Annotated in this window: 24 protein-coding genes; 8 read left to right on the forward strand and 16 right to left on the reverse strand. The window is 61.2% G+C overall.

What is annotated here, in order from left to right:
- Window positions 1-145 precede the first annotated feature (145 nt).
- Window positions 146-520 carry a response regulator gene (locus tag ACPWMG_RS14325; RefSeq protein WP_483300166.1) on the forward strand — a complete coding sequence of 125 codons (375 nt, stop codon included), beginning with the start codon at window positions 146-148 and terminating at the stop codon, window positions 518-520.
- Here ACPWMG_RS14325 and ACPWMG_RS14330 read toward each other — a convergent pair.
- Window positions 517-2,454, reverse strand: coding sequence for a PAS domain-containing hybrid sensor histidine kinase/response regulator (locus ACPWMG_RS14330; RefSeq protein WP_483300167.1), 1,938 nt, complete (start codon window positions 2,452-2,454; stop codon window positions 517-519). The genes ACPWMG_RS14325 and ACPWMG_RS14330 overlap by 4 nt on opposite strands.
- A gap of 506 nt (window positions 2,455-2,960) precedes the next feature.
- Here ACPWMG_RS14330 and ACPWMG_RS14335 point away from each other — a divergent pair.
- The 5 genes from ACPWMG_RS14335 to ACPWMG_RS14355 all read left to right on the forward strand — a co-directional run bounded on the left by ACPWMG_RS14335 (window position 2,961) and on the right by ACPWMG_RS14355 (window position 8,219).
- Window positions 2,961-5,078, forward strand: a complete 2,118-nt coding sequence (locus ACPWMG_RS14335) for a sensor domain-containing phosphodiesterase (RefSeq protein WP_483300168.1) — start codon at window positions 2,961-2,963, stop codon at window positions 5,076-5,078.
- 154 nt (window positions 5,079-5,232) lie between these two features.
- Window positions 5,233-6,465 carry a SpoIIE family protein phosphatase gene (locus ACPWMG_RS14340; RefSeq protein ID WP_483300169.1) on the forward strand — a complete coding sequence of 411 codons (1,233 nt, stop codon included), beginning with the start codon at window positions 5,233-5,235 and terminating at the stop codon, window positions 6,463-6,465.
- Between the two features lie 14 nt (window positions 6,466-6,479).
- The gene (locus ACPWMG_RS14345) at window positions 6,480-7,052 is read left to right on the forward strand and encodes a SiaB family protein kinase (protein WP_483300170.1); all 573 of its coding nucleotides are present in this window, start codon (window positions 6,480-6,482) and stop codon (window positions 7,050-7,052) included.
- Between the two features lie 48 nt (window positions 7,053-7,100).
- Window positions 7,101-7,490: a DUF1987 domain-containing protein gene (locus ACPWMG_RS14350; RefSeq protein ID WP_483300171.1), complete on the forward strand. Its 390-nt coding sequence runs from the start codon at window positions 7,101-7,103 to the stop codon at window positions 7,488-7,490.
- Window positions 7,491-8,219, forward strand: a complete 729-nt coding sequence (locus ACPWMG_RS14355) for a GGDEF domain-containing protein (protein ID WP_483300172.1) — start codon at window positions 7,491-7,493, stop codon at window positions 8,217-8,219. It begins immediately after the preceding gene.
- 38 nt (window positions 8,220-8,257) lie between these two features.
- Here the strand turns inward: ACPWMG_RS14355 and ACPWMG_RS14360 are convergent, their stop codons facing one another.
- The 4 genes from ACPWMG_RS14360 to ACPWMG_RS14375 all read right to left on the reverse strand — a co-directional run bounded on the left by ACPWMG_RS14360 (window position 8,258) and on the right by ACPWMG_RS14375 (window position 11,178).
- Window positions 8,258-8,518: a hypothetical protein gene (locus tag ACPWMG_RS14360; RefSeq protein ID WP_483300173.1), complete on the reverse strand. Its 261-nt coding sequence runs from the start codon at window positions 8,516-8,518 to the stop codon at window positions 8,258-8,260.
- A 62-nt stretch (window positions 8,519-8,580) separates the two neighbouring features.
- On the reverse strand, window positions 8,581-9,876 hold the full coding sequence (locus ACPWMG_RS14365; protein WP_483300174.1) for an O-acetylhomoserine aminocarboxypropyltransferase/cysteine synthase family protein: 1,296 nt from the start codon (window positions 9,874-9,876) through the stop codon (window positions 8,581-8,583).
- A gap of 116 nt (window positions 9,877-9,992) precedes the next feature.
- Entirely contained in the window at window positions 9,993-10,697 is a 705-nt protein-coding gene (locus tag ACPWMG_RS14370; protein ID WP_483300175.1) for a DUF899 family protein, read from the reverse strand.
- A gap of 37 nt (window positions 10,698-10,734) precedes the next feature.
- Complete coding sequence (locus ACPWMG_RS14375; protein ID WP_483300176.1) at window positions 10,735-11,178, reverse strand: nuclear transport factor 2 family protein; 444 nt, start codon at window positions 11,176-11,178, stop codon at window positions 10,735-10,737.
- A 233-nt stretch (window positions 11,179-11,411) separates the two neighbouring features.
- Between ACPWMG_RS14375 and ACPWMG_RS14380 the strand changes: the two genes are divergently transcribed.
- A complete protein-coding gene (locus tag ACPWMG_RS14380; RefSeq protein ID WP_483300177.1) occupies window positions 11,412-11,765 on the forward strand; it encodes a hypothetical protein in 354 nt (117 codons plus the stop codon).
- A gap of 54 nt (window positions 11,766-11,819) precedes the next feature.
- Here the strand turns inward: ACPWMG_RS14380 and ACPWMG_RS14385 are convergent, their stop codons facing one another.
- The 5 genes from ACPWMG_RS14385 to ACPWMG_RS14405 form a co-directional block, all read right to left on the reverse strand.
- A complete protein-coding gene (locus ACPWMG_RS14385; RefSeq protein WP_483300178.1) occupies window positions 11,820-12,614 on the reverse strand; it encodes a PIG-L deacetylase family protein in 795 nt (264 codons plus the stop codon).
- A gap of 34 nt (window positions 12,615-12,648) precedes the next feature.
- Window positions 12,649-13,263, reverse strand: a complete 615-nt coding sequence (locus ACPWMG_RS14390) for a Dps family protein (protein WP_483300179.1) — start codon at window positions 13,261-13,263, stop codon at window positions 12,649-12,651.
- A gap of 90 nt (window positions 13,264-13,353) precedes the next feature.
- Window positions 13,354-14,001, reverse strand: a complete 648-nt coding sequence (locus ACPWMG_RS14395) for an SAM-dependent methyltransferase (protein ID WP_483300180.1) — start codon at window positions 13,999-14,001, stop codon at window positions 13,354-13,356.
- Window positions 13,998-15,134 carry an acyl-CoA dehydrogenase family protein gene (locus ACPWMG_RS14400; RefSeq protein WP_483300181.1) on the reverse strand — a complete coding sequence of 379 codons (1,137 nt, stop codon included), beginning with the start codon at window positions 15,132-15,134 and terminating at the stop codon, window positions 13,998-14,000. Before ACPWMG_RS14400 ends, ACPWMG_RS14395 begins: the two co-directional genes overlap by 4 nt.
- Entirely contained in the window at window positions 15,131-15,841 is a 711-nt protein-coding gene (locus tag ACPWMG_RS14405) for a glycosyltransferase family 2 protein (RefSeq protein WP_483300182.1), read from the reverse strand. Before ACPWMG_RS14405 ends, ACPWMG_RS14400 begins: the two co-directional genes overlap by 4 nt.
- 515 nt (window positions 15,842-16,356) lie before the next feature.
- Between ACPWMG_RS14405 and ACPWMG_RS14410 the strand changes: the two genes are divergently transcribed.
- On the forward strand, window positions 16,357-17,292 hold the full coding sequence (locus tag ACPWMG_RS14410; RefSeq protein ID WP_483300183.1) for a hypothetical protein: 936 nt from the start codon (window positions 16,357-16,359) through the stop codon (window positions 17,290-17,292).
- Between the two features lie 173 nt (window positions 17,293-17,465).
- On the opposite strand, the gene ACPWMG_RS14415 is transcribed toward ACPWMG_RS14410, so the two are convergent.
- From ACPWMG_RS14415 to ACPWMG_RS14440, 6 genes are all read right to left on the reverse strand, one after another.
- Window positions 17,466-18,326 carry an ABC transporter permease gene (locus ACPWMG_RS14415; protein WP_483300184.1) on the reverse strand — a complete coding sequence of 287 codons (861 nt, stop codon included), beginning with the start codon at window positions 18,324-18,326 and terminating at the stop codon, window positions 17,466-17,468.
- 8 nt (window positions 18,327-18,334) lie between these two features.
- Window positions 18,335-19,207 carry an ABC transporter permease gene (locus ACPWMG_RS14420; RefSeq protein WP_483305247.1) on the reverse strand — a complete coding sequence of 291 codons (873 nt, stop codon included), beginning with the start codon at window positions 19,205-19,207 and terminating at the stop codon, window positions 18,335-18,337.
- Between the two features lie 37 nt (window positions 19,208-19,244).
- Window positions 19,245-20,366 (reverse strand): ABC transporter ATP-binding protein, encoded by a 1,122-nt coding sequence (locus ACPWMG_RS14425; protein ID WP_483300185.1) that lies wholly within the window; start codon window positions 20,364-20,366, stop codon window positions 19,245-19,247.
- A 224-nt stretch (window positions 20,367-20,590) separates the two neighbouring features.
- Window positions 20,591-21,712 carry an ABC transporter substrate-binding protein gene (locus tag ACPWMG_RS14430; RefSeq protein ID WP_483305248.1) on the reverse strand — a complete coding sequence of 374 codons (1,122 nt, stop codon included), beginning with the start codon at window positions 21,710-21,712 and terminating at the stop codon, window positions 20,591-20,593.
- Window positions 21,713-21,867: 155 nt separating this feature from the next.
- The gene (locus ACPWMG_RS14435; protein ID WP_483300186.1) at window positions 21,868-23,151 is read right to left on the reverse strand and encodes a glucarate dehydratase family protein; all 1,284 of its coding nucleotides are present in this window, start codon (window positions 23,149-23,151) and stop codon (window positions 21,868-21,870) included.
- Window positions 23,152-23,221: 70 nt separating this feature from the next.
- Window positions 23,222-24,286, reverse strand: coding sequence for a LacI family DNA-binding transcriptional regulator (locus tag ACPWMG_RS14440; RefSeq protein ID WP_483300187.1), 1,065 nt, complete (start codon window positions 24,284-24,286; stop codon window positions 23,222-23,224).
- Window positions 24,287-24,328 lie beyond the last annotated feature (42 nt).

Genomic DNA, 24,328 nt, shown 5'->3' on the forward strand with positions numbered 1-24,328 from the left:
GAGCCCATTGCCGCCAGGGTGCATCTTGACTACCATCGCAAACGCCAGCAACGCCCGGGAAGTCATTGCCGATGGTGAGCCAATGACGCCTGCCCCCTTGCCTTAGCTTTCTCAGGACAGTAGTGAACCCCAGGGGGGAGAAGATATGAATGCAATTGATGTTTTAGTGGTCGATGACGCGCCAGACGCGGCGCACTCGTTGGCCTTGCTGCTTGAGCAGGATGGGTATGTCACGCGCTTCGCACTCAGCAGCGAAGAAGCCCTGGCTACGATGGAAAGCTACAAGCCTTTTTGCGTGATGCTCGACGTTTACATGCCTGGAATGGATGGGTTAGAGCTGGCGAAATGCATCCGCGCCAAATTTCAGGATGACGTGGTTTTGATTGCCGTCACGGGCATGGACACGCGCGGCCCGTCGGTGGCCGAAACCTTTGACTTGGTGGACCACTATTTCACCAAGCCCGTACCGATGGGCGAACTCGCCAAGATTTTCCCGCCCAAAGCGGCGATGCAAGCCTAAAGCTGGCCACCTCGCCGTGACAAGGCTCTCTTGTGCTGATTGAGCAGCAGCCCTTCCAGCAAAAGGCGCAGATGCTCGACCTCCACCGGCTTTGTGAGGTGGTCCATAAACCCCACCGCTTTAGAGGCAGAGCGGTCGCTCTCTTGTCCGTAGCCGGTTACGGCAATCAGTGGCGGCGGATGGTTGAGTAGCCTTCTGATTTCTTTGGCGACCTGCATGCCGTCCACATCAGGCATTCCCAGGTCGAGCAGCACCGCGGCAAAGCTCTGCGCCTTGATCGCCTCTATGGCGTCGCACCCGCTATACACCACCAGGGTTTGGTAGCCCAGGCTGTCCAGAAGCAACGCCAGGGTGTTGGCCGAGTCCTGATTGTCGTCAGCCACCAAAATCGCCGCATGGCCACCGTCGCTAGCGGCTTGGTGCTCTGCCACCAATGGTGGCGCCGCCACGGTAGGGAGCTGGACCAAAAATTCGGCGCCGTCACCCTCCCGCCCTGTGCTGAACGCACTGACGTTACCGCCATGCAGGGTGACCAACTGCTGCACCAGACTCAGACCGAGACCAAGCCCACCAAAGCTGCGAGCACTGTCTTGTTGGCCTTGCACAAACAGATCAAAAATATGCTGCAGATCGCGCGGCGGCACGCCCCTGCCATTGTCTTTCACCAGGATCTCTGCGTTCGATCCGGTGACCGAAATCTTGACGAGAATGTTGCCGCTCCTCGGTGTGAACTTGGCCGCGTTATGCAATAGGTTGGACACCACCTGTATCAGGCGCGCACTGTCACCGTGCACCCAGGGGTCCACGTCGTCATGGTGCACGTCCAGCCGATGACCCAGTTGTTCTGCCAGCGGGCGCACCACCTCGGCGGCATCCCGTACCACGTCCCGCAAACGAACGGCTTGTGACTCCAAATGGATGCGGCCACTGGTGATGCGCCCAACGTCCAGCAAGTCATCTACCAGGCGCGTCAACTGCTTCAGTTGGCGGCCGATGATCTCTCGCGTCGAGCGCATGATTTGCGTGGGCTCGGACTCTCGCTCCAGCAATGCCACGGCGTTGGAAATCGGCGCCAAAGGGTTGCGCAGTTCATGCCCCAGCATCGCCAAGAAGGTGGTGATGCGGCGGCCCTCGTCTTCCAAGGCATGCACTCGGCGCCGCTGCGTCAAGTCGCGGGTGACCTTTGCGAAACCACGGTGCATGCCGGTGGCATCGTTCAACGCGGTGATGACCACGCTGGCCCAGAAGCGCGTCCCGTCTTTGCGAACCCGCCAGCCTTCGTCTTCGAAGCGGCCGTCCCGGCGCGCCAGTCGAAGCTCCTCGTCGGGCCAACCGCTGGCCTGCACGTCCAATGGGTAAAACACCGAGAAGTGCTTGCCTATGATCTCGCTGGCCGCGTAACCTTTGTTTTTCTGTGCGCCCAGGTTCCAGCTCACGACATAACCACTGGGGTCGATCATGAAGATCGCGTAATCCTGCACCTGCTCTACCAGCAGCCGAAAGCGTTCTTCACTGCTGCGCAGTTGTTCTTCCTCCCGGTGGCGCTCGCTGAGGTCCCGGGTGATCAGGGAAAAGCCGATGATGTCTCCGTCATCATTGCGAACAGACGACATGATGACGTTGGCCCAAAACCGCGTGCCGTCCTTGCGGGTGCGCCACCCCTCGTCTTCACACCTGCCACTCTCTCTGGCAAGCGCCAGATGCTGCTCAGCCACATTTTTCTCGTTCAGTTCTGCTGGGTAGAAAGCAGCATGGCGCTGGCCGAGAGCTTCGTCGGCTTCGTAGCCATGCAGTTGGCGCGCCCCGGCGTCCCAACTGATGACTTGCCCGTGGAGGTCCAGAATCACGATGGCGTAGTCGGTGATCGCATTCACCATTTGCCGATATTGGGCGTCCTGCAAAGATTGGGGGGTCAGGATCGGTGTGGTTTTCATCCGCTTTGAAGGAATAAGCTACTGACCGAGAGGCGCAATTGGCGGGTCACGGCGCTTCACGCCATATGACGGACGGGGATACGGCCTCTATCTTTTATCCCTGCAAGCCCATCGTATCGTGGTCTCTTGCAACGCGCTGTAGGCCAGGGCCGTACATCAACGGCTTCGAGCTGCCACGGTTGCCCTCTTCATGGGTCGTGATCGGCAGCCATGCATCAAGCCTTCATGAATTGCAGCCAATACACAACAAACCAAGGGACGTCAGAGGGTTTTTTCCTACTCGTAACTTTTTTGTCACAATCAAATGTCATCGTCAAGTTCTTCTGCCTTTACGGGCACACCAGATGTCCGATGTTCAGCTAGACCTTTTGCGGCCGCAGCAGTTTGCGGCACCACTGCCGCCAAGATCCTCCAGCACGTTTGATTTGAAACGGGCGTTGCTTGGCGCGTTGGCGTGGATTTTTGCCGCAGAGCTGAGCCGAAAGTATGCGGTTGGCGGTCTTGAAATGAGCTTGGTTTGGCCGCCCGATGGCATCGCACTGGGCTTGGTGCTGGCATACGGTCGCGGCATGATCCCCGCCATTGGTGCCGGTGTGGTCGCCTGGCATATGCAACGCGGCATCGCCATTGATGAATCGCTGATCGGCGCAGGCTCGTTGATGCTGGCGCTCTACGTGGTGTGGCGACTACGGCAATGGGATCTGCGCGGCCCGCCGCCGGCCAACCCCGTCACCGCGTCCATCCGATTTCACTTGGTCACCCTCCTGCCCGCCACGGCCATTCTGGTGGCGGTGGGCAGTTGGCAATATCTTCTTTCCGAGGCACACGCCAAAAGCAGTTGGGTTCAGATCGTACTGATCATGGGCATCTCCGAACTGTTTGGCATTCTGCTGTTTTCAAGGCTGACCAAGTTGCTGGTCGAGGCCATCGACCGGCGCGACCGGATCCCCCGTCTCTACATCGGCTGGTGGCAACTCTGGTGGCTCATCAGCCTGGGCGTGCTGGTCAGCCTTGGCAGCCTGGGTGAACGCGCGCAGTTCAGCGGCATCAGCGCGTCGGTGCGTTATGCCGTTTTCCCGTTGGTGGCTTGGGCGGCTTTTGCCGGACGGCCATTATTTGTGCATATCGCCACGGCTCTCGCCGCACTGGCCTTGCTGGGGCTGACCCCAGCCGAACTGACAGACAGCGAGCGCGCCCTGCTGCTGCTCGACCAGGCTGTGCTGGTGGTGTGTTTGGCGGGGCTTGGCTTTTTCGCATCGGCCGCCATGGAGCATCGGCGCACCATGGAGGCCAGCTTGCGCGAGTTGTCGCGCATCGACGCTCTGACCGGCATGCTCAATGAACGGGGCCTGACCTCACACCTCGACGTGCCAGGCGTACAACACCTGTTGATAGGCATTGATGTTTGCAACATCGAACAGATTGAAGATCTGATCGGCATGCCGCGCGCGCGGCAAATTGAAGAGGACATTGCCCACCTGTTGCGCGCCCAGGTGCCGGATGCACCGGTACTCGCCCGGGTGCGCGACGGATTCTTCGTAATCTCCTTGCCGCAACGGCTGTGGGGCCCGGATTTCAGCAGCCAACTCAATCAGTTTCGCCAAGTGCTCACGGGGCGACGCTACATGCTGGGCGAACAAGGCGTTCGCGTGCGTGTCGCCATGAGTGTTTTTGACACCCAGACTGAAACCGTGCGCCGCGAAGAAATTTTGGCGGCGCTGACCCTGGCCTGCCGCATTGCGGGCGACTCGGACGGATTGGGCCTGGTCGCGGTTAGCGAGGCCCCGGACATTCTGATCCGCGAGCGGCAACGTCAGTTGTCACGTGTGGAGGCCCTGCGCGAAGCGCTGCGCCACCCGGCCACCAACGCCACGGACGGTACCGGTCTTTGGCTGGCATGCCAGCCGATCCGCGCGGCACAAGATGGCCACCATGACCTAGGGGTGGAAGTGCTGTTGCGCTGGAGCCTGCAACGCGGTGTGCCGATCCCACCGTCCGAGTTCTTGCCCTTGGCGGAGCGGCACGGCCTGATGCCCTTGGTGGACCGCTGGGTGGTCGAACAGGTGGTGCATGCCTTGGCAAAACACACACTGGGCGATATGGCGCTGGAGAAAATCTCGATCAACCTCTCGGGCGCATCGATGTCCGATGCCCAGTTGCCCGATTTCATTGCACAAGCCATTCAAACCAGCGGCATCCCGGCCAACCGGTTCTGCTTTGAGATCACCGAGTCGGCCAACATCTCAGAGCGCAGCCAGGCGGTCAGCCTACTCGGCGCGTTGCGCAAACTCGGCGCGCAGACCTCGCTGGACGATTTTGGCACCGGCTTGGCCACCTTCGACCACCTGAAATCCTTGCCGCTCGACTTTGTCAAGATCGACGGCAGCTTCATCCGCGACATTCTGACCAACCGGGTGGATCAGCGCATCGTCATGTCGACTTGCGATGTAGCCCGCGCCATGGGCTTGAAGACGGTGGCCGAATTTGTCGAAACCCCGGCGCAGCGCAATCTGCTCGCGGCTTACGGCGTGGACTTTGTGCAGGGCTACGGCATCTCCAAGCCCGTGCCCTTCAACGAATACCTGGCGTTGAACCGGCAGACTCAAGACGCCCTGCCCGCCTGATCCTCAGCGCTCAAAAAGAATGCAGCGACAAGGTCGCATGCACTGCGCGGGCGTGCTTGCGGTCAGCGATCGGCGTTCACCGGATCGTCATCAAATTGACACGTCAACAAAATAACATCCAGATACACGCCTCAGCCTCCATACGCCCATCTTCATGCACGAAACCGCCGAATACCTGAGCCAATTTCGCCCCCGTTTTCGTCAACCGAGCGCTGCGGATTTATGTACTCAGGTGCTCAGCCTGACCACTGAAGACACGAATGAAAAAGTGATGGAGGTATTCGACCAGCACCGCGATCTGGTCAGCCTGCCCATCGTCGAGGGGTTGCAACCCATCGGTTTGATCAACCGGGACATCTTCTTGTCGCAGATGAGCAAGCCCTACCGCATGGAAGTCTATGGCCGGAAGAGTTGCATTGCCTTCATGGACAAGGAGCCGCTCATTGTCGATGCGAGCACCGACATTGAAACCCTGACCTTCAAAGCCGTGGCACACGGCGAGAAGGCCTTGTCGGATGGCTTCATCATTACCCGCGAAGGCGCACTGATGGGCGTGGGCGCCGGCATGCGGCTGATGCGCGCCGTGGCCGACATCCAGGCCAGCCGCAACCGCCAGGTGATGCACAGCATTGAGTACGCCAGCGTGATCCAGCGCTCTACCCTGCGCAGCTCGCGCGAGGCGCTGCTGCAGGCCTGCGCAGATGCCGACCTGGTGTGGGAGCCGCGCGATGTGGTCGGCGGCGACTTCTACCAGTTCAACGTCGAGGCCGATGGCTGGTTTGCCACCGTGGCCGATTGCACGGGCCATGGCGTGCCGGGTGCATTCATGACGCTGATCGCCTCCACCAGCCTGAACCAGGCCATTGAACAACACGGTGCACGAGATCCTGCACGACTGCTGGGCAGCGTCAACCGCAGCATCAAGCAGATGCTCGGACAGGTGGAACGCAACGACGAGATCCCGGGCTCTGATGACGGCATGGACGCCGCCAGCTTCTGGTTCGAGCCGGCCAGCGGCCGACTGGTTTTCGCCGGTGCGCGCCTCTCGTTGTTTGTTTTGCGCCCGGATGCCACCGAAGTCGAAATCGTCGAAGGTCAACGCAAAGGCGTGGGCTACGTGGACAGCGACTTCGACTTCACCTGGCGCAACAAGGAGCTCCAGCTCCCCTCCAACAGCTTGGTGTTTGTGACCACCGACGGGCTCATCGACCAGGTTGGCGGCCCGCGCGCCATTGCCTTTGGCAAACGCCGCGTGTCGGAACTGCTGCTGGCCCAACGCCTGCAATCCGCTGCCGAGATCAACCAGCTTGCCATCAACGCCTTGAGGGTGTGGCAGGGTGAACACCACCGGCGTGACGACGTTACCTTTTTCTGCTTCCGTACATAAGACCGCAACCATCCATGTCCACTCCCGCTATCGTCGAGCAGTACGGCTCGTTCTTCAATCTGGCCCGCCAGCACCAGGTCATCTTCTACTACGTGGGCTACTTCTCGCAGCACATCGTGGCCGCCATGTCCGACGCCGTGAAGCTGCAGCTCGAGGTATCCGGCGTTGCCGGCCCGACGCGGCGCAAGTTGTTTTCTTCGTTTGTGGAGATGGCGCAGAACATCATCCACTACTCGGCCGATTCACTCACCCCCGCCAGCCAGGACAACGCCGAACTGCGCCACGGCTCGGTGTGCATCCGCCGTGAGAGCGACGGCAGCTTTCTGCTGCTCTGTGCCAACCCGGTCGAGCCGAAGATCGCTGAAGACCTGCGCGTCAAGCTCGAAAAGCTGCGCAACATGACCTTGGAAGAAATCAAACTGGCCTACCGCCAAACACTGCGTGACGAAACGCCCGAGGGCAGCAAAGGCGCGGGCATGGGCTTGCTCACCGTCGCGCGTGATGCGCGCGAGCCCCTGGAGTTTGACTTCGACGCTGCCAACGAAGCCACCGGCACTCCCGTTTTTTATCTCAAGGCAGCGATCTAAGGCCGTCGACTGACGCCCGGCACGCCCCGCAACGAATTGACATCCCGCATGGAAAACCTCTACATCGCCCCGACCCCGAGTTCGCCTGAAGTTGACTTCAAGTTCAACACCCACACCCTGAGCCTGCGCGGTGAGTCTTACCCTGAGAACGCGGCCGCTTTCTACGGCCCGATCATTGCGCGCCTGAAGGAATACCTGGCGCAGCAGAGCGAGGGGCAGATTTCGGTAGACATTGCGCTGGCCTACTTCAATAGCTCCAGCACCAAGATGTTGTTCAACGTGATCCAGGCGTTGAACGACGCCATCAAGGTGGGCAACTACGTCACGCTCAACTGGTACTACGACGAAGAGGACGACACCATCCTTGAGTTCGGCCAGGAGCTGAGCGACGACTTCCCTGCCATCGAGTTCACCAGCATCCCTGTAAAGCCCGCTTGAATGGACACGGAAGCGTCCCCTCCGGACCTCTTCGACGCTGAAAACCAAGCGTTGCTGACCGCACGCGCCGCATTTGAGATCTGCGCGCCCATGCGCACCGACCCGTGTGTGCACGCCCTGGGCGATCTGCTGGTGGCCTACGAGCGGCTGCTGCGCGAAACACGCCGCCTGGTGCGCCGCAGCGACCGGGCCGAGCTTGAGATGACGCAACTGAATCAACGTCTCCAAGACCTGGCCTCCGAGCTTTCGCACCGCGCCACACACGACCCGTTGACGGGCGTGTTCAACCGTGCGGCCATCATCGAACAGGTCAACAGCCATTTCGCCAGTGAAGATCTGGCGTTGATTGTGTTGGACATTGACCACTTCAAGCGTGTCAACGACAGCTTTGGCCATCCCGTGGGAGACCGCGTGATCTTGGAGGTGGTGGCCTGCCTGAAGAAAGCCACGCCGTCTTCGGCGCAAATTGGCCGTGTGGGCGGCGAAGAGTTCACGGTATTGCTGCCGGGGCAGACCGCAGATGCGTCAGAGCAGGTCGCACAAACCGTACGCCGCACAATTGAAGCGCATGCATTTGACTTGCCCGATGGCAGCGGCGTGACCGCCAGTTTTGGTGTGAGCTGGCTACCGCGTGGCGGCAGCTTTGACGACGCCTACAACCTGGCCGATGAAGCCCTCTACGTCGCCAAGCGCGGCGGCCGCAACCAAGTGGTGCGCGCCGCCAGTTGAAGCGTCATGCGAGGCGCCATTTGGAGTAGCAACAGAACTTACCAGCCGCCCTCTAGCTGCAGTTGTCCATCCACCACGCCAGCGATTTTGGCCATGATCTCTGGCGGATTTCCATCTTCGAAGAACACCGTCAATGAGATCACGGTGCCCTCTTCGTCTGTGTCCTCTACAACCTCCAGTTCAAGCTCAGACAGCTCCTCGTAGGTGATGCCCAGCTGTAGCGCCAGGCCCTCCAGGTTGCTGCGCTCGTCTGCGGTAGGTTCGTCGCTTAAATCGTCGTCTGAGTCAAATGGTTCCATGCAGATAGTTTGCGCGCTCTGCGCGTCAACCGCAAGACATTCACCCACGCGCGGCGCATGGTTTACACCGCAGACAAGGCCTGGTCCAGGTCGGCCAGCAAGTCGTCGATGTGCTCAATGCCTACCGACAGCCGCACCGCATCCACCGGTACGCCAGCCTTGGCCAACTCTTCAGGCGAAAGCTGGCGGTGCGTGGTCGATGCCGGGTGGGTGGCCAGCGACTTGGCGTCGCCGATGTTCACCAGGCGGGTAAACAACTGCAGCGCATCCAGAAAACGTGCACCGGCTTCACGGCCTTGCCCGTCGGCCGACTTCACGCCGAACGTCAGCAGGCCCGAGGCCTTGCCGCCCAGATACTTCTTCGCCAGCGCGTGGTCAGGATGTTCCGGCAACGCGGCGTAGTTGACCCATGAAACCTTGGCGTGTTTTTGCAGGTGTTGCGCCACTTTGAGGGCGTTGTCGGTGATGCGCTCCAGGCGCAGCGCCAGGGTTTCAATACCTTGCAATATCAGGAACGCATTGAACGGCGAAATCGCCCCACCCGTGTTGCGCAGCGGCACCACGCGTGCGCGGCCAATGTAGGCCGCCGGGCCAAGGGCTTCGGTATAGATGACGCCGTGGTAGCTTGGGTCGGGTTCGTTCAGGCGCTTGAAGCGTTCTTTATGTTCAGCCCAGGGGAACTTGCCGCTGTCCACAATGGCCCCGCCAATCGACGTGCCATGGCCGCCCAGGTATTTGGTGAGCGAGTGCACCACGATGTCTGCCCCATGCTCGATGGGGCGCAGCAGGTATGGCGACGCCACGGTGTTGTCCACGATGAGCGGAATGCCGTGGGCGTGCGCGATGTCGGCTATGCGCCGGATGTCGGTCACGTTGCCCTGCGGGTTGCCCAGCGACTCGACAAAAATCGCCTTGGTCTTGCTGTCGATCAGCGGCGCAAAACTGTCGGGGTGGCGGTGGTCCGCAAAACGCGTGGTGATGCCAAACTGCGGCAGCGTGTGGGCCAACAGGTTGTAGGTGCCGCCGTAGAGCGCCGTGCTGGAGATGATGTTGTCACCCGCCTCGGTAATGGTCTGGATGGCGTAGGTCACCGCCGTCTGGCCCGAGGCCACTACCAGCGCTGCGATACCGCCCTCCAGTGCCGCCACGCGCTTTTCCAGCACGTCTTGCGTGGGGTTCATGATACGGGTGTAAATGTTTCCCGGCACCTTCAGGTCAAACAAATCGGCCCCATGTTGCGCGCTGTCGAAGGCATAGGCCACGGTTTGATAGATCGGCACGGCCACCGCCTTGGTGGTGGGATCGGGGCTGTAGCCCGCGTGTACCGATTGGGTTTCAAACTTCCATTTGTCTGACATGGGGCCGCTCCTTAGGCAAGTTGTTGGTGCTGGTCAAAGAACCAGAAACAGCCACTCTAAGGAACAGGCCTGGCGGAACCAACCAATAAAAAGTTGATTCGTTCAATCGAAAAAATCTAAACGTAGCTGAGCTTGGGGTACCAGTCTGTGCCGCGGCCTTCCGGCGTCAGGTCGAGTACAGACCACAGCGATGCAATGTCTGGTGCGTCGCGCGGGTCTTGACCTGGGTCGGCCATGTCCTGCGTCATCTCGCTGGCCCAGAACAGCCGCACGTCGTCGCCCTCGCGTTGGAACACCGTGAGCGCTGGCGACTCGTCGCCATTGGGTGCCAAAAGCCCAAGGTCGTTCGCGTAGTCATCGCCCACGGTCTGCGCAAACTGCAGGTCGCGCCAGCCACGCTCCTGGGCAAATGCAGTTTGGCGTTCGACCGTAGAGCGCCCGAGGATTTTGAGCGCCACGCGTTGCTGGATGTCGGCCGCGTTGCCATTCACCGCGCCCAGCCAATTGGTACACATCGGGCACGGACGTTTTCGCTGTGGGCCATACATCCAGAAGTAGGTGACGAGTGTGCTCTTGTCTTCAAACAGATCCAGCAGGCTCACTTCGGCGCCCTGCGCGGTCATGAAGCGGTAGTTCTTTTGAATGACGGGGCCGGGTGGCAACGCCTGGCGCTGGGCCACCAGCCGCGTCATGTGGCGCCGAAACCGGATTTCTTCGGCCAGCAAGGCTTGGCGAGCCGCTTCATAGGCCGCGCTCGCCCCTGGAAAAGGCGTCTTGGCCAGTTTGGCCAAACTATCTGCCGGAGTCTGTTGCTCGGTCATGTTGTGTTCCCCATGCAGAAGCCCAAACGCACTGCGTTCAGTGCTTCACAGTCAGGTCGGCCATCGGCGTTTCAGTGTGCATCACGCACTTCCATTCACCGCCGGTCATGACCCAAGTCGAGGAGTCGTTCATTTCCTGGAAGACAGTGGCTGCCTGACCCGCGTGCCCCACGTCATCGCGTGGTGCCACGCCCTGCTTCACGCGGTAGGTCAGGATGGCAGTGGCGTCGTTCGGAAACATCACCTGCAAGTCTTTCAATTTAAAAGACGTGACCACCATGCTGCCCTCTTCCGCCATCTTGCGATAGCCCGCGTGGTCAAACTTCATGGCGCCGTGCGAACTCACCATCAAGGCGGTGTCGCCGAGCATGTCGATGGCCGCGTCGGTGTTGTGGTCCACCATCGATTGCCAGAACGCCGTCTCCAAAGCGATGAGTTTTTGGCTGGCGGAGTTTCTGCTGAGGGTTGGGGATGTTGGCATGTCAGGTCTCCAGGTGAAGTAGGTTCAAGGTAAGCAGAAGGGCTTGCAGCCGTTCTTCAACGAATATTTGTCTGCCAGCCGCAGGCCCACTACAGGCCGAGATGCCGGTCCTGCGTAGGGCTTCTCTTACACGCGATGCGCTGGGTGTCTCACATCGAAAAATTTGCGTTGCCCCCATGCTCCGGGGAGCGCCGTTATGGCCCCTACTCCCCTCCGCCAATAGAAGGAATCCCATGCAAGACAATCTTCAAACCCTGCAGGCTGCGGTTGTGCAGCCATGGGTCAAACTCACCCAATCCAACATGGAGCTGCTGGCGAGATTTGCCGTTTCGCCAGAGATGGTGCGCGAAACGATGGCCAATGCACAAAGCATGCTGGAGCAAGGGCAAAAGTCGGCCGCCAACCTGGCGCAATCTGGCGCGTTTGCCCATTTGACGCAGGGCTTCATGCGCAACTACATCGAGTTCGCCACGGAGGTCAGCCAAACCAGCATGGCGGCCCTGGTGCGTGGGCAGACGGAGATGCTGCGGTTTGCACAAGATGCCGGCACCAACGCGGTAGCCGCGACGGCGCGTGCTCAACGTTGACCTCACTTCCTTGCTTTCCGCTTTTTCCCGCTTTCCCCCTCTACTACCAGCGCTTCAATCACCCACCCAAAAGAACTCTGTGCGGCGCAGGGCCCGCTCTTGAATGGCGAGACCCAACACCGGCTCAGGGTCCGGGCCATCACGCGGGGTGAGCTGGGTGGCGTGGGCCATCAACGCCTGCTGCTTCAATGCCCAGGCGTCTTCGCCCAGGTCGAAACCCTTCAATTCACGCCAAGGCACTTGTGTGCTGCCCGGTGCGGCCCAGTGCCACATCCACACGGGCGCCTCCATGAAGCGGCACCCCAGGCGTGCACACACCACCGCCACCGTTTCAGCGGTGGCTTCATGGTCTGGGTGGCCGTCAAGTCTCCAGGTGCTGACCACAACATCGTCACGCTGCAAAATCAACTGCAAGGCGCTGGAGATTTGTGCCGCGTAGTCGCGCACCTGGCCGTCCGGCAAGCCCAGGCGCACGATGCTGGCTCTTGGCACACCCAACGCCTGCAGGCCTTGAATGCTCTCGGCACGTCGCGTGTGGGCCAATTCACGCGCAGACACGGATGGTGAACCAGTATGACTGGCTTCACCATCTGTGACCGCGACCACCGCACAATCACCACCGCGAGCGGTATGGCTGGCGAGCAGGCCGCCGCACGCCAGGACTTCATCGTCCGGGTGCGGCGCAATCACCACCAAACGTTGGCGCCGATGCACGCAGGCGTCAAGCGACAGGCGCGGCACCGATGCCAGGGCAGCCCATGCCTGCCAATCCTGTTCGGGCGTGCCGCCTCCGGCAATCTGCCGCACGGCGAGCTGCGCCGCCGGGGGGGCGCTAACGCTTGCGGTCATCCATGGCCTCGCGCTCTATCACGCACGCTGGAGATCACACCGGAGAAGCCGCAACCAGGTGCTCGGACAGGAACCACACCTGCAACTCATTCAGACGCAACACGTCGCTGACCAACAAATCGTCGGTACCCGAGTCGCCTGCATCGCTGGCTTTCTCTGCCAGCTCGCGCGCTTCCTTGATGATCAGCGTGTGTGCATCGATCAGCCGAGACAGCTGTACGGCGGCGGGCTCGCGGCCGCGTGGTGGGCGGGGAATCTTGGTCTCTTCTGCAATGTCGGCCGCCATGGCCAGCGAGATGCCGCCCAGCACCTGGATGCGTTCGGCAATCACATCCACCACCGCCGCCTGCGCCTCGAAGTGAGTGTCATACATCAGGTGCAGTTGATTGAACGTGGGGCCAACCACTTGCCAGTGGTGTTTTTTGTACATGTCGCGCAAGGTGATGGTGTCAGCCAGCACCTGGTTCAGCGCGGTGACGCTGGCCTTGGCCACCTTGGACTCCAAACCGTGGGGGCGGCTGACCAGTTCGCCAAACCTTTGGGTTTCATGCGATGCCCTGCCCGCTTGCTGGTGCAGACTGGGTTCGGTGGCCTGCTGCTGCGCGCTTTTGGCCGATGCCGCGATAGATTTCTTCTTGGAGGTAGCCATGATGACCTTTCTCTGGTTAGTTGATGAACAGTTTGATTTCAGGTTGATTTCAGTTCGATAGCGTTGGATCGCTTCTGAACGACGCAGGGCCTACTTCAAACCTTCCAACGTGGCGGCAGTGGGCGCATTCGTCCACACGTCGATCCGCAGATCAGGCTCGCGTACACGGCACACGTTGGGCAGCGCCAAAAGCGTCTGCAATTGATCGTGCGCGGCATCTCCGGTCAGTACGCAGTGTTCAATGGCGTGGCGCCAATGACAGGCCAAGACCACGCCGTTTGGCCTGAGCGAAGCCAAAACACTGCGCGCCAAGGGCTGGAGCGTCCCTGGCGTGACGTAAAACAAAAACTCGCTGAGCACGATCAAATCGAAATGCCCTTTGGGCCACTCGTCTGGCAGCCACGCTTTCGCCACCGTGACTTGCGGAAAAGCGCGCAGCCGATGCCTGGCCAATGCCACAGCCTTGTCCACGCCATCGGTCACCAAGAGTTGATCGCAACGTGGAGCCAATGCGGCCGACAGCTCGCCGTTGGCACACCCGGGCTCGTAGGCTGAGGCATAGCGCTCGGCAGGCAGACACGCCAGCGTCAGCGCACGCTTGCGCCGCTCATACCAGCGCGACTTGAAGTGCCAGGGGTCGTCACTGCGCTCGAACATGGCGTCGAAGTAGGCTGGTGTCTGGGGCATCAGTGGTGACGATGTCGGGTCGGCGGTGGCGGTGGCGGTGGCGGTGGTCATAGTGCCCAAGCCTCTGGTGTGGCCGCCACGCGCTCGCCCAAAGCCGCGAAGTCGCGCTCGGCGTGACTTTGTCGAATGAACACCGGCAGATCGGCCGCCGCGTGGGCAAACTTTTCGTCCATGCAAAACGGTGTGGCACCGAGGGCCCTGCCCGTTTCGTCTAGTACGGTGTACGCGCATTGCTCTGCCGACAGCCGTGCGCGCAAGGCCGCGTCACTGGCATCAGCTCGCGGGTGCCGGTCGATCCAATGTGCGGCTTCGCGCAAGACCGCTGCGGTCGCGCGCAAAGCCACATCCACTTTGCCGAGCGCAACGGTGCGCAGCATGGCTGCCGCGTTTGGGGTCGCCCCCTTTGCATGCGCTCGTGCCCTGTCTGTCGCAACGGCTGTGCGCAACGCGGTGGCCACGCCCAGCGCGCCGCCAAACCAGCATGCCGCAATCCCCGCACCGCCTTGCCAAAAGCCGGGTCTACGCAGGTATTCACCCAGAGTCCCCACTCGTTGAGCCGGCGCGTCATCAAACATCACGTTGACGCTGGCGCTGGCCGCCATGCCAACGGCCTGCCACTTGGATGCATCTACTGCAATGCCCGGCCCGCGCAAGTTGACCTGCACCAACTGCGGGCCGCTGCCATCTTCTTGCCACGCGGTGAGTAACGTATGGTCAGCCGTCAAGGCACCAGAGCACCAGAACTTGGCGCCGCGCAGCACCAGCGTGCCGTCGTTTTGTGCCGCGAGCGTTGTGCGTCCACCGGGAGCTTCTGCAGCCCACACGCCCCAGGCGCCTGGAAGGACGGCATCGCCCGGCGCCAACTCGGCCAAGATGGCCAAGGCATCGGTGTGCCCCTCGAACAGCTTCGCCAGCGACAAATCGAACGCGGCCACCGCCGCCAAGGCCTGCCAACGCTGCAGCGTGGCCCCAGCGCCAGGCAGCGGAAGTTGGTCAAGCCCCTCGCGGATGAACACGTCAAGCCACGTAGCGTCTGCCGATTTGCCTTTGCTCAAGCGCTCGCTGATGCGCTGCGCGACATTCGCCTTGGCCTGCGTTGGCACCACGCCTGATGGCACATCTTCCAAGATGGGCTTGGCGTTCGTTGCATCGGCGCAGAGATGCGCCACCAGATCGGTTGTCATGCCGCCGCCACCGTAGAAGCGACTACCGGCGCCACAGGCGCCACCACCCACTGGCCAAATTGCTCAATCCGCGCCAGCGTCGCACCAAACCCGCTGGGAGCCTTGAAGGAGGGGCGCGCACTGGTGACGACACGTGGCGCGGTTGACCACGCGATGGTGGCTCCGCTGGCCTCCAGCGCCTGCACCAAGGCCACGTCTTCCGACGATGCCAGAGGTGCGAAGCCACCCGCGCGCTTATAGGCCGTGGCACTCACACCCAGGTTGGCGCCGTGAATGTGCCGGTGGTCATGTTGATCGCGGTAGGTAGCGCCGAAATGCGTTGCCATACGTGCACCGTAGGCCCCCCAATCATTGACGCTGACGGTGCCGCACACGACTTCGGCATTCAATGCCAATTGCGCGGCCAGCCAGTTCGGCGCGACAGTGGTGTCCGCATCGGTGAAGGCCAGCCAGCGAGCCCCGGCCGCCATCGCGTGATCAGCGCCAGCGCTGCGCGCCACACCGACGTTCCGCGCGTCGACGATGATGGTCTCGGCGCCCCAATGTCTTGCAATGGCGGCGGTGCCATCGGTGCATTGGTCCAGCACCACCAAAATCGCAACCTGCTCTGCGTTCAGCGCGGAGTGTTGGGCCGCGAGTGAGAGCGAAGCCAGGCAGGCGTCGATATCGTTCTCTTCGTTGTGTGCGGGAACAATGATGGCCAGCATGAAAGTCCTTTGAATGCCCGGTCGAATGGTGCGTCGGTCAAGACGCTCACAGTGCCCGCTAGCATGGCTTCAGAGCGTCAAGCCAGCCGTGGGTGACAGGCGCCTCGTGCTGTAGGTGCGCGCCCTTAGCAGGCGTCGAAAACTTGTTCAGTGCTTCTGTGGATAAGCCTGAGGGTAAGTTTGGGGGTACTCAAAAATAGGAGCACGCTACGCTTTTCCCCATTGCCTTAAACGGTTGAAAGAACACAGTGCTTAAGAGAGAGGCAGTGGAGAGTGGCAGGGGGCCATTAATTCTGAATCGGTCAATTTCGCCCAATTGCAAACTTAGCGTTGCGCTGCATTTTCAAGAGACACAACGCTCTGCGATTCAACGCACGAGGCCTTCGCAGTCCCGCCCGTTCTGCATGACTCGTGCGCGGCTCGTTCGCCTACGGTGGGTGGGTGGACCTTCCGACATCCTCCACGGTGTGCGCCATCCCATACTCAGGCCACACTTATCTTCGGAGGCAACCACCATGGCTCAACCTACTGCTCTTCGTGCCGACGCATTGGCTGCAACGCCAAGCATTGAAAGCTTTCCTGCCGCCTCACCGACGACCTTGGCGTCCTGGCGTGCGGCATCCGCTGCATCCAGCGGCGTTTCTTGGGGCGCCATTCTGGCGGGCGCAGCTGGCGCCGCCGCGCTCTCGTTGATCATGCTGATCCTGGGCACGGGCCTTGGCCTTTCGGCCATCTCGCCCTGGGCCCGAGACGGCATTGGCGCGCAGACCTTCACGGTGTCTGCCATCGTGTGGGTTGCCTTCACGCAATTGTTGGCCGCAGCGCTAGGCGGCTATCTTGCAGGCCGCCTGCGCGCGCAGTGGCTCGATACCCAGGCCGATGAAATCTACTTTCGCGATACCGCTCACGGCTTTCTGGCCTGGGCCATCGCATCGCTGCTCAGCGCGGTGATGCTGAGCGCCACCATTGGCGCAATTGTGGGCGGCGGTGCGCAAGCGACCGCAGCCGTGGCCAAAGCAGGTGCCGAACTGGCGCCATCGAGCTACGTGATGGAATCGCTGTTTCGTCAGCCGGCGCCCGGCACGCCAGGTGTGACGGCGCCGCCGGTCAACCCCGCAACAGATCGCGCGGCAGTGACAGAAGAAGTCTCGGGTATTTTCATGAACACCTTGCGCACGGGTGATTTGCAGGCGGAAGACCAACGCTACGTGGCCCAACTGGTGGCGCAACGCACCGGCCTCACAGAAGCACAAGCCACCGAACGTGTACGTGATGGTTATGCCAAGGCCCAAACCGTTTGGCGCAACACCGAAGCTGCAACCCGTGAAGCCGCAGACAAGGCACGCAAGGCTTCAGCCTACACCGCGCTGTGGTTGTTCATCGCCTTGCTGGCCGGTGCATTTGTCGCCAGTCTGTCCGCCACCTTCGGCGGCCGCCAACGCGATCTTTAAAAAACAAACCCATCTCAACCAGGAGGTCCTATGCGCTCACTACTTTTGTTTTTTCTGGGTGTCCCAATCCCGATCATCATTTTGATCGCCCTGTTCGTGCACTAAACGTCCACTAAAGCAGCCAACGGCAGCCCATTCACAATGGGCTGCCGTTTTTTTCTCGCCGCGACTGCTTAGCCCGCATTCACCGGGTGTTCCTTCACCCGGCTCACCAACTGCGTAGGGTTCACAAACCGCAGCGCAATCAGCAGCCACAGCACCGTGATGGTCATGTAGATGATGGCCATGGCATCCACCGATTGCCCTGCACGCACACCGGCCGCAAACACCGCGTAGTACAAGGCCACCACCAAGGTTTGCGTGTCGGGCCCGGCCACCAAAAAGGTCAACTCAAACATCGCCACCGTGCGCACCAGCACCAGCAGGCCTGCGGCCAGCACACCGGGCGCCAACAAGGGCACCAGCGTGTAGACGAACATCTGCCGTGTGTTGGCACCAAACACCCGCGCGGCGGATTCGATGTTGGTGTCGATCTGCTCCACGAAGGGCGTCATCACCAAGATGACGAACGGCAGCGCCGGGATCATGTTGGCGATGATTACACCCGGCAGCGTGCCGGCCAGATGCAACTGGTACATCACCGTGGCCAACGGAATGCCGTAGGTGATGGGCGGCACCATCAACGGCAGCAGGAACAACAGCGTCAATAGCTTTTTGCCCCTGAAGTCTTTACGCGCCAGGGTGTAGGCTGCGGGCACACCGATCAGCAACGACAAAAACACCACAGAGAACACCACCACCACGGTGACCACCAGCACGTGGCTTAGCTGGAACTCTTTCCACGCCGAGGCGTACCAGTTGAAGGTGTAGCCCTCTGGCAGCCAGGTGCCGAGCCAGCGTGTGGCAACCGAGTTGGTGGCCACGGCCACGATCATCATGCCTACGTTGACCAGGAAGAAGGCAATGACGCCCCAGATCAACGCGCGCCAGGCGCGATCACGCAGCGGCGTAGTGTAGATAGCGGTGGTCGACATGGTGGCACTCATCCTTTTCCTCCGGCCACAGGCCCACGGTAAAACATTGATCGCAAACCCAGCGCAGCCGCCACCACCACAAGCTGGGCCAGGCCCATGATCATGGCCACGGCCGAGGCCAATGAATAGTCGTACTGTTCAAACGCGGCCTCGTAGGCAGCGATGGCGATCACGCGCGTCACCCCTGCGGGCGAACCCAGCAACACGGCCGATGGAAAGACCGAGAACGCCTGCACAAAACTCAAGCAAAACGCCATCACCAGCCCCGGCAACAGCAGCGGCAGGTAGATGTAGCGAAAGCGATTCCAACCATCGGCTCCCAAGGTGGCGGCAGCACGTGGCAGCGCCGGGTCAATGCCGGTGATGTAAGACAAGATCAGCAGATAGGCGAACGGAAAACCCGTGATCACCAGCGAGATCAACACGCCCCAATAGTTGTGCGTGAGCCGTATCGAGCCTTCATAGATGTGCAGCCAGCTCAACGATTGAGCCAACCAGCCACGCGGGCCAAAGTAGGTCAACATACCTTCGGCGATCAACACCGTGCCCAGGGTGAGCGGCACCACCAGCAAGGTGGACAACAAACGCTGGTAAGGCCCCTTCACACGGGTGGCGTAGGCAATGGCCAGCGCACAAGTCACGTTGATGAAGGTGGCCGGCAGGGCCAACTGCATGGTGTTGCCAATGGTCTTCCACAGGTCTTCGGTCTGGAAGAAGTGGATGTAGTTTTCAAACACCCCGCCCTGCATGGGCTGAAACGACAGCAACAGGCCATAGGCAAACGGGTAGACAAAAAACATCACCAGCACCGCCGCAGCCGGTGCAATCAGCAGCAGCGCGGGGTCAAACGGCGGCTTGGGCTCGGGTGTGGCGGCGCTCATGGGCGGCAACGCACTCGGAGTGGTCAGTGCCGTCATGTCAGGCCTCTCCGCTGTAGACCAGCACGCGGTCTGGCGGAATGCTCAGCATGACGCGGTCGCCAGCGGCGGCCTGGTGGTGCGAGCGCACATACAGCAAGTCGTCAAACGGCGTGCGGACTTGCAGCAGTTGCTCGCGGCCGCCGTACTCGGCCGTTTCAACCGTGCCGGCAAACGCGCCGGGGCCGTCACCAATGACGATTTCATCGGGCCGGATGGCGGCCATGAGCTGGGCGCCTTGACCACCCTGGCCACCTTTGAGCGATTGCATCGCCGTGCCATCAAACTGCACGGCCGCACCCTGCCCGCCGCGCAGCGACACGCGCTGGCCGTCGCTGGACGCGGCCTGCACGGGCAGCACGTTGCGGTAACCCATGAAGCGTGCGGTGTCCAAAGTGCTCGGCCGCGAAAACACTTCTTGCGGCGTGCCGATTTGCTGCACCACGCCCAGCTTCATCACCACCACGCGGTCGGCCATGGCCAGGGCTTCGTCCTGGTCGTGCGTCACATACACGGTAGAACAGCCTTGCGCGTTGTGGATGCGCCGGATCTCGCTGCGCATCTCGATGCGCAGCTTGGCGTCGAGGTTGGAAAGCGGCTCGTCCATCAAGATCAGCGGCGGCTCGATGACAATGGCGCGTGCAATCGCCACACGCTGCTGCTGCCCGCCGGACAGTTGGCCGGGCAGCTTGGACGCATGCGCCTGCAACTGCACGGTGTTCAACGCGGCAGCCACGCGGCGGTCGATCTCGGCCGAGGGCAAGCCGCGCATCTTCAGCCCAAAGCCGACGTTGCGCGCCACCGACAGATGCGGAAACAGCGCGTAGTTTTGAAACACCATGCCGAAGCCACGCTTCTCTGGCGGCAGCGGGTCGATGCGCTCGTCGTCGAGCCAGATGCTGCCGCCGGTGAGCGGCAACAATCCGGCCATACAGTTGAGCGCGGTGGACTTGCCGCAGCCAGACGGGCCCAACAAGGCGATGAACTCGCCGCGTTGGATGGTGAGCGAGAGTTTGTTTAACGCGTTGGCGCCGCCGAACTGGCGGCTCACCGCGTCCAGACGCAACTCACGGAACTCTTTTTTGCGCGCGGTGGCACCCGCGGCGTTGGGCTTGGCAGACATCAAGAACCTCTAGTGTTTCAAAGAACTAAGCATCAAGGCGACGCTGAATAAGTCTCCGTGATGGCGCGAACCTCGGTTTGGGATGAGATGCAAGGCGCAAACCACAGCCATAGCCGCAGCTATGGCGCGGATTTGCAACGCAGCAGATCGCCCAAAACGAGGGAACGCGGCGCACGAGGGACTTGTTCAGAGTTGCCTCAAAATCAATGGCAGTCGAAGGCGGCTTACTTGGCCTTGCCGGAACCAATTTCCTGGTCCCACTTCTTGAACGCGGCCACCAGGTCTTTGTCGCCCAGCGGCTGGGCGTGGGGTTGCTTGGCGATCCAGTCGGCGTACTCGGGGCGGCCAAACTCCTTGATGATGTCCTGGCTCTTTTGCGGTGCAGCAGACAGCGGCACGTTCTTCACTGCAGGGCCGGGGTAGAAGTAGCCCGCGTCATAAGTCAGCGCCTGTTGTTCAGGCTTCAACAAATAGGCCATCAGTTGCAACACGACCGCTTGGCGCGCGGCCGGCAAGCCCTTGGGCATGACCATGTAGTGGGCGTCGTTCACCCAGGTGAAGTTGTCGAACGCCGCTACCTTGAATGGCTTGGGCACCACACCGAGTGCGCGCGGGTTGATGTCCCAGCCGGTCATGGTGACGGTCATGTCGCGCGAGCCTTCGCCGAGTTCTTTGAACACCGCACCGGTGCCTGTGGGGTAGTACTCGATGCAGGAATTCAGCTCTTTCAGGTAGGCCCAGGTCTTGTCCCAACCCGCAATCGGGTCCATGGGATTTTTGTCGCCCAACAGATAGGGCAAGCCCATCAGGAAGGTGCGGCCGGGGCCTGAGTTGGCGGGACGTGCATAGATCAAACGGTTGGGGTTGGCCTTGCACCAGGCCAACAATTCGGCTGGAGACTTGGGTGGCGTCTTGACCTTGTCAGCGTTGTATTCCAGCAGTGGTCCGGCGGGGGTAAAGGTCACCGCTACGCCCTGCCCGTTCGCCAGGTCTTGCATCTTGCGCGCGCTAGGCAGGTAGTTGTCGAGCAGGCCGGGGAAGCTGGCCTCGTGGGCCGGCAACAGCGGCTCCCATAGGTTGAGCGCAATGCCAGCGGCCAACGCGTCGGTGCCGGTGAGCACCAGGTCGATGTCGGTACGGCCTGCGGCCTGCATCGCGCGGATCTTTCCGGGCAGCTCGGGCGACGGTGCTTTGGTGAAGGTGATGCGCGAAACGATGTTCGGGTTCTTGGCCGCAAAGCTTTCCAGCGCCTCTTGTGTCAGAGCCAGATTACCGGCCACGTCGACGACGTTGAGCGTGACCGGTTGCGCATGAGAAACCGCAGCACCGCCAAGGCCGACGAGCATGGCGGCGGCGATGCCGGCCTGCCGAAGGCCGCGCGACAGGGCCGAGATGATGGGAAGAGATGGCGGGAGTGAGGCTGTGAGTTTCATGTTTGTCTCCGTTTTTATGAATCTGAACTGACACGAGAACCGAAGGGAAAGAGCGAGAAAAAAGCAAACTAAAAGCGGGGGGTGGTGCCCACAAACGCCGGGTCGTACTTGCGCATCTGGGTCAAGTCATCGCGGTTGCGAATGCCGCAATCCAGGTACTGCTGGTGGAGCTTTTGCAGCTGCGCCGAGTCGATTTCCACGCCCAAGCCAGGCGTGGTGGGCACCCGCACGGCGCCGTTGTCGAACACGATGCGCCCGCCTTTGACCACCTCCTCCTCCTGCCACGGGTAGTGCGTGTCGCAGGCGTAAGTGAGATTGGGAATGGCGGCGGCCACATGCGTCATGGCCATCAGGCTGATGCCGATGTGCGAGTTGGAGTGCATGGACATGCCCATGTCGAACACCTGGCACATGCGCGCCAGCGCGGCCGTGGCGCGCAGACCGCCCCAGTAGTGGTGATCCGACAGCAAGATCTTCACCGCATGGGTGGTGGCGTTGCGCTTGAACTCTTCCATGGTGGTGACACACATATTGGTGGCCAGCGGTGCGCGGCAGTGTTTGGCCAGTTCAGCCATGCCTTCTTGGCCGGGCGTCGGGTCTTCGTAGTACTCGAGCAAATCGTCCAGATCTTTGGCCGCCGCAATGCTGGTGGCCAACGACCAATTGGCGTTCGGATCCAGCCGCAAGGGCAGCTTGGGAAAGGCTTGGCGCAAGGCCTTCATGGAAGCGATTTCGACCTCGGGTGCGAACACGCCGCCCTTGAGCTTGATGCTTTGGAAGCCGTACTCGGCGACCATCTTCTGGGCTTGGCGCACGATCTGCTCGGGGTTGACGGCCTCGCCCCAGGCATCGGGTGCGTAGGGCTTGCCAGCGTGCTCGGCGTACTTGTAGAACAGGTAGGCGCTGTAGGGCACTTCGGCGCGCACGGCGCCACCCAACAAATCACAGATCGGCATGCCGAGCAATTGGCCTTGCAGATCCATCATGGCCACTTCCATGGCGCTGATGACCTTGTCGGCGTTCTTGGCGGTGTGCGAGCCAGGGGCCAATTCGAACTGCACGGCGCCGGCTATCTTCTGCCCGGGTTTGATGGTGGCGCGCACGCGGGCCTCCATCTGGTTCAGCTCAAACGGTGACAGGCCGATCAGCAGGCCCCTGGCCTGCTCCAGCGCTTTGACCATGGGTTCGTCACCGTAGGTTTCGGAAATGCCCACACGTTCGTCAGACGTTTCGATCTCGATGATGCTGCGCAGCGCCCAGGGTTCGTGGATGCCGCTGGCGTTGAGCAAAGGGCCGTCGCGAAAGGCGATCGGCGTGATGCGGACTTGGCGGATGGTCACGTTGTTTTTCATATTTTCTTCAAAACGCAATTTGTTAGCGCTAACATTTGAATGCTAGAGCAAGCAGGTGGCGACCGTCAAGTCAGGTGCTGCTGCGTTTGATGATGGAAAACCCTAGATCGCGCACACGCGGGCCGGCGGCGCGTTTCTCCACGCGGTCCAGGATAAAGCGTGCCGCCTGGCGGCCGATGGCGCTGCCGTCGATGTGCACCGTGGTCAGAGGCGGATGTGTGAAGGCCGCAAATGGCAAGTCGCCAAAGCCCATGACGGCTATATCGCCCGGTACCGATAAGCCGCCGGCCTGGGCTTCGATCATCACACCGTGAGCGATCACGTCAGAACCACCAAACACTGCATCCAGGTGAGGCTGGTTTTTGCGTAGCTCAGCAAAGCCTGCCCTGCCGTTCTCCAATGACGATGGCGCTTCCACCGTACACACCGGAATGGTGGTGACGCCGAGTTGCGCAAAACGTTGCTCGAAGCCACGCCAACGCCGTGTGGCACGTTCATCGTTGGCCGTAACCACACCGGGCCGCCGATAACCTGCACTAAACAGGTAGTCGGCGACCGCCGCGCCCGCCGCCTCGTGCGAAAAACCGACAATCATGTCGATGGGCGTGGGCGTCAAGTCCCAGGTTTCGACCACCGGAATGCCACTGGCCAAAAGACGCTGACGGCCTTGAGCCGAGTGCAAAACGCCGGTCAACACAATGCCGTCAGGACGGCGGCCAATGATGGCGTTGATAAGAGCATCTTCGCGCGCGCCGTGGTAGCCACTTTGCCCGAGCATGAGCTGGCAATCGGCCTCGGCCAGCGCATCGGTCAAGGCTTGGATCGTCTCCAGAAACACCGGCCCGGCGATGGTAGGCACCACGGCCGCCACCATGCCGCTGCGGTTGGAGGCCAAGCTGCCCGCCACCAAGTTAGGCACATAACCGCTGCGAGAAATGGCCGATTGCACGCGCTCCATGGTCTCGGGCGACACCGCCCCAGGGTTCTTCAGAGCCCTCGAAACGGTGATCGCAGAAACACCCGCCAGCTTGCCCACATCGGCCAACGTGATGCCGCCGGTGCCGGGACGGGCACCTCGGCTTTTCGGCGCTTCTTTGACAGTTGACTTCGACGAGGCATTGGACGGGGGCGACATGCCTTCAATGTTACCGCTATCTTTACAACGATCCGCGTCGTC

Origin of the sequence: Hydrophilobacter chitinilyticus (assembly GCF_049860745.1) — a bacterium.
In the GTDB taxonomy this organism is placed as follows: domain Bacteria; phylum Pseudomonadota; class Gammaproteobacteria; order Burkholderiales; family Burkholderiaceae_C; genus Rhodoferax_B.

What these genes read in the sequence shown, in the direction of transcription:
- ACPWMG_RS14325 (WP_483300166.1), top strand. Translation starts at nt 146, where the DNA reads ATGAATGCAATTGATGTTTTAGTGGTCGATGACGCGCCAGACGCGGCG.
- ACPWMG_RS14330 (WP_483300167.1), bottom strand. Translation starts at nt 2,454, where the DNA reads ATGAAAACCACACCGATCCTGACCCCCCAATCTTTGCAGGACGCCCAA.
- ACPWMG_RS14335 (WP_483300168.1), top strand. Translation starts at nt 2,961, where the DNA reads ATGAGCTTGGTTTGGCCGCCCGATGGCATCGCACTGGGCTTGGTGCTG.
- ACPWMG_RS14340 (WP_483300169.1), top strand. Translation starts at nt 5,233, where the DNA reads ATGCACGAAACCGCCGAATACCTGAGCCAATTTCGCCCCCGTTTTCGT.
- ACPWMG_RS14345 (WP_483300170.1), top strand. Translation starts at nt 6,480, where the DNA reads ATGTCCACTCCCGCTATCGTCGAGCAGTACGGCTCGTTCTTCAATCTG.
- ACPWMG_RS14350 (WP_483300171.1), top strand. Translation starts at nt 7,101, where the DNA reads ATGGAAAACCTCTACATCGCCCCGACCCCGAGTTCGCCTGAAGTTGAC.
- ACPWMG_RS14355 (WP_483300172.1), top strand. Translation starts at nt 7,491, where the DNA reads ATGGACACGGAAGCGTCCCCTCCGGACCTCTTCGACGCTGAAAACCAA.
- ACPWMG_RS14360 (WP_483300173.1), bottom strand. Translation starts at nt 8,518, where the DNA reads ATGGAACCATTTGACTCAGACGACGATTTAAGCGACGAACCTACCGCA.
- ACPWMG_RS14365 (WP_483300174.1), bottom strand. Translation starts at nt 9,876, where the DNA reads ATGTCAGACAAATGGAAGTTTGAAACCCAATCGGTACACGCGGGCTAC.
- ACPWMG_RS14370 (WP_483300175.1), bottom strand. Translation starts at nt 10,697, where the DNA reads ATGACCGAGCAACAGACTCCGGCAGATAGTTTGGCCAAACTGGCCAAG.
- ACPWMG_RS14375 (WP_483300176.1), bottom strand. Translation starts at nt 11,178, where the DNA reads ATGCCAACATCCCCAACCCTCAGCAGAAACTCCGCCAGCCAAAAACTC.
- ACPWMG_RS14380 (WP_483300177.1), top strand. Translation starts at nt 11,412, where the DNA reads ATGCAAGACAATCTTCAAACCCTGCAGGCTGCGGTTGTGCAGCCATGG.
- ACPWMG_RS14385 (WP_483300178.1), bottom strand. Translation starts at nt 12,614, where the DNA reads ATGACCGCAAGCGTTAGCGCCCCCCCGGCGGCGCAGCTCGCCGTGCGG.
- ACPWMG_RS14390 (WP_483300179.1), bottom strand. Translation starts at nt 13,263, where the DNA reads ATGGCTACCTCCAAGAAGAAATCTATCGCGGCATCGGCCAAAAGCGCG.
- ACPWMG_RS14395 (WP_483300180.1), bottom strand. Translation starts at nt 14,001, where the DNA reads ATGACCACCGCCACCGCCACCGCCACCGCCGACCCGACATCGTCACCA.
- ACPWMG_RS14400 (WP_483300181.1), bottom strand. Translation starts at nt 15,134, where the DNA reads ATGACAACCGATCTGGTGGCGCATCTCTGCGCCGATGCAACGAACGCC.
- ACPWMG_RS14405 (WP_483300182.1), bottom strand. Translation starts at nt 15,841, where the DNA reads ATGCTGGCCATCATTGTTCCCGCACACAACGAAGAGAACGATATCGAC.
- ACPWMG_RS14410 (WP_483300183.1), top strand. Translation starts at nt 16,357, where the DNA reads ATGGCTCAACCTACTGCTCTTCGTGCCGACGCATTGGCTGCAACGCCA.
- ACPWMG_RS14415 (WP_483300184.1), bottom strand. Translation starts at nt 18,326, where the DNA reads ATGTCGACCACCGCTATCTACACTACGCCGCTGCGTGATCGCGCCTGG.
- ACPWMG_RS14420 (WP_483305247.1), bottom strand. Translation starts at nt 19,207, where the DNA reads ATGAGCGCCGCCACACCCGAGCCCAAGCCGCCGTTTGACCCCGCGCTG.
- ACPWMG_RS14425 (WP_483300185.1), bottom strand. Translation starts at nt 20,366, where the DNA reads ATGTCTGCCAAGCCCAACGCCGCGGGTGCCACCGCGCGCAAAAAAGAG.
- ACPWMG_RS14430 (WP_483305248.1), bottom strand. Translation starts at nt 21,712, where the DNA reads ATGCTCGTCGGCCTTGGCGGTGCTGCGGTTTCTCATGCGCAACCGGTC.
- ACPWMG_RS14435 (WP_483300186.1), bottom strand. Translation starts at nt 23,151, where the DNA reads ATGAAAAACAACGTGACCATCCGCCAAGTCCGCATCACGCCGATCGCC.
- ACPWMG_RS14440 (WP_483300187.1), bottom strand. Translation starts at nt 24,286, where the DNA reads ATGTCGCCCCCGTCCAATGCCTCGTCGAAGTCAACTGTCAAAGAAGCG.